This window comes from Campylobacter sp. W0014 (genome assembly GCF_020135975.1).
Lineage (GTDB): Bacteria > Campylobacterota > Campylobacteria > Campylobacterales > Campylobacteraceae > Campylobacter_D.
This window is the reverse complement of the sequence record NZ_JACHTR010000049.1, coordinates 1-3,474: the sequence shown is the minus strand read 5'-3', so window position 1 is coordinate 3,474 and position 3,474 is coordinate 1. Positions and strand designations below refer to the sequence as shown.

The following is a 3,474-nucleotide window of genomic DNA, read 5'->3' as shown; positions in this document are numbered from 1 at the left end:
TGTTCTTTTACTTACCAATGTTAAAAGTCACAAGCAAGTTTTAAAAACAATTTTACTGAACTTGTTAAAGAATAAAACTTCACTGTCTTTTTCTTTAAAAACTAAATAAAGATTTTAAAGAATAAGTTTTAAACTTCACAGCTTATATTCTTTGCTTAATATAAGTGTTTAAATGCTTTCCGTCTTAAGACAGATATATAAAGAAGTCTTATTGTAAAAACTTTAACAAGGAAGTGATGCGTTTTAGAATCAACTAAAAGGTAAAAAAGGTAAGCTACTAAGAGCGAATGGTGGATGCCTTGACTGGTAAAGGCGATGAAGGACGTACTAGACTGCGATAAGCTACGGGGAGCTGTCAAGAAGCTTTGATCCGTAGATTTCCGAATGGGGCAACCCAATGTATAGAGATATACATTACCTAATATAGGAGCGAACGAGGGGAATTGAAACATCTTAGTACCCTCAGGAAAAGAAATCAATAGAGATTGCGTCAGTAGCGGCGAGCGAAAGCGTAAGAGGGCAAACCCAATGCTTGCATTGGGGGTTGTAGGACTGCAATGTGCAATAAGTGAAGTTAGCAGAACACTCTGGAAAGTGTAGCCATAGAGGGTGATAGTCCCGTATGCGAAAACTGAACTTTAGCTAGCAGTATCCTGAGTAGGGCGAAACACGTGGAATTTTGTCTGAAGCTGGGTCGACCACGATCCAACCCTAAATACTAATACCAGATCGATAGTGCACAAGTACCGTGAGGGAAAGGTGAAAAGAACTGAGGTGATCAGAGTGAAATAGAACCTGAAACCATTTGCTTACAATCATTCAGAGCCCTATGGTGCAAACCAGGGTGATGGACTGCCTTTTGCATAATGAGCCTGCGAGTTGTGGTGTCTGGCAAGGTTAAGCACACGCGAAGCCGTAGCGAAAGCGAGTCTGAATAGGGCGCTTAGTCAGATGCTGCAGACCCGAAACGAAGTGATCTATCCATGAGCAAGTTGAAGCTAGTGTAAGAACTAGTGGAGGACTGAACCCATAGGCGTTGAAAAGCCCCGGGATGACTTGTGGATAGGGGTGAAAGGCCAATCAAACTTCGTGATAGCTGGTTCTCTCCGAAATATATTTAGGTATAGCGTTGTGTCGTAGTATAAGGGGGTAGAGCACTGAATGGGCTAGGGCATACACCAATGTACCAAACCCTATCAAACTCCGAATACCTTATATGTAATCACAGCAGTCAGGCGGCGAGTGATAAAATCCGTCGTCAAGAGGGAAACAACCCAGACTACCAGCTAAGGTCCCTAAATCTTACTTAAGTGGAAAACGATGTGAAGTTACTTAAACAACCAGGAGGTTGGCTTAGAAGCAGCCATCCTTTAAAGAAAGCGTAATAGCTCACTGGTCTAGTGATTTTGCGCGGAAAATATAACGGGGCTAAAGTAAGTACCGAAGCTGTAGACTTGACTTTGTCAAGTGGTAGGAGAGCGTTCTATTTGCGTCGAAGGTATACCGGTAAGGAGTGCTGGAGCGAATAGAAGTGAGCATGCAGGCATGAGTAGCGATAATTAATGTGAGAATCATTAACGCCGTAAACCCAAGGTTTCCTACGCGATGCTCGTCATCGTAGGGTTAGTCGGGTCCTAAGCCGAGTCCGAAAGGGGTAGGTGATGGCAAATTGGTTAATATTCCAATACCAACATTAGTGTGCGATGGAAGGACGCTTAGGGCTAAGCAAGCTAGCGGATGGAAGTGCTAGTCGAAGGTTGTAGGAGCTTATACAGGCAAATCCGTATAAGAATACTTCGAGAACTGACAGGCTTTTTGAAGTCTTCGGATGGATAGAAGAATTGCTGATGCCGTCGAGCCAAGAAAAGTTTCTAAGTTTAGCTAATGTTGCCCGTACCGTAAACCGACACAGGTGGGTGGGATGAGTATTCTAAGGCGCGTGGAAGAACTCTCTTTAAGGAACTCTGCAAAATAGCACCGTATCTTCGGTATAAGGTGTGGTTCGCTTCGTACTAGGATTTACTCCGAAAGCGAAGAAACTTACAACAAAGAGTCCCTCCCGACTGTTTACCAAAAACACAGCACTCTGCTAACTCGTAAGAGGATGTATAGGGTGTGACGCCTGCCCGGTGCTCGAAGGTTAATTGATGGGGTTAGCATTAGCGAAGCTCTTGATCGAAGCCCGAGTAAACGGCGGCCGTAACTATAACGGTCCTAAGGTAGCGAAATTCCTTGTCGGTTAAATACCGACCTGCATGAATGGCGTAACGAGATGGGAGCTGTCTCAAAGAGGGATCCAGTGAAATTGTAGTGGAGGTGAAAATTCCTCCTACCCGCGGCAAGACGGAAAGACCCCGTGGACCTTTACTACAGCTTGACACTGCTATTTGGATAAGAATGTGCAGGATAGGTGGGAGGCTTTGAGTATATGACGCCAGTTGTATATGAGCCATTGTTGAGATACCACTCTTTCTTATTTGGGTAGCTAACCAGCTTGAGTTATCCTCAAGTGGGACAATGTCTGGTGGGTAGTTTGACTGGGGCGGTCGCCTCCCAAATAATAACGGAGGCTTACAAAGGTTGGCTCAAAACGGTTGGAAATCGTTTGTAGAGTATAAAGGTATAAGCCAGCTTAACTGCAAGACATACAAGTCAAGCAGAGACGAAAGTCGGTCTTAGTGATCCGGTGGTTCTGTGTGGAAGGGCCATCGCTCAAAGGATAAAAGGTACCCCGGGGATAACAGGCTGATCTCCCCCAAGAGCTCACATCGACGGGGAGGTTTGGCACCTCGATGTCGGCTCATCGCATCCTGGGGCTGGAGCAGGTCCCAAGGGTATGGCTGTTCGCCATTTAAAGCGGTACGCGAGCTGGGTTCAGAACGTCGTGAGACAGTTCGGTCCCTATCTGCCGTGGGCGTAAGAAGATTGAAGAGATTTGACCCTAGTACGAGAGGACCGGGTTGAACAAACCACTGGTGTAGCTGTTGTTCTGCCAAGAGCATCGCAGCGTAGCTAAGTTTGGAAAGGATAAACGCTGAAAGCATCTAAGCGTGAAGCCAACTCTAAGATGAATCTTCTCTAAGCTCTCTAGAAGACTACTAGTTTGATAGGCTGGGTGTGTAATGGATGAAAGTCTTTTAGCTGACCAGTACTAATAGAGCGTTTGGCTTATCTTTTTAATAAGCATCACTTCCTTGTTAAGGTTTTTACCTTAAAAAGAAAGTAAAGGTTTTTAACTTGCTTTTAACATTGTTTTTTAAGTATTCATCAAAGAATATTTAAATAACAATGTCCGTGATTATACAGATGTGGAAACGCCTTGCTCCATCCCGAACCAAGAAGCTAAGCACATCGTGGGTGATGATACTACGCCTTACTGGCAGGGGGAAAGTAGCTCATTGCGGACTTGTTAATTATTCAACTTCTTAATTTAATCTTCTTAGAGTTTTTAATCTTTATGTTTTTATCTTATTT

General features: G+C 44.1%; 2 rRNA genes. Both read left to right on the top strand.

The window, feature by feature from the left end:
* The first annotated feature begins 267 nt into the window (after positions 1-267).
* A 23S ribosomal RNA gene (locus H2277_RS08720) occupies positions 268-3,176 on the top strand.
* 114 nt (positions 3,177-3,290) lie between these two features.
* Positions 3,291-3,407 (top strand): 5S ribosomal RNA (gene rrf, locus H2277_RS08715).
* Positions 3,408-3,474 lie beyond the last annotated feature (67 nt).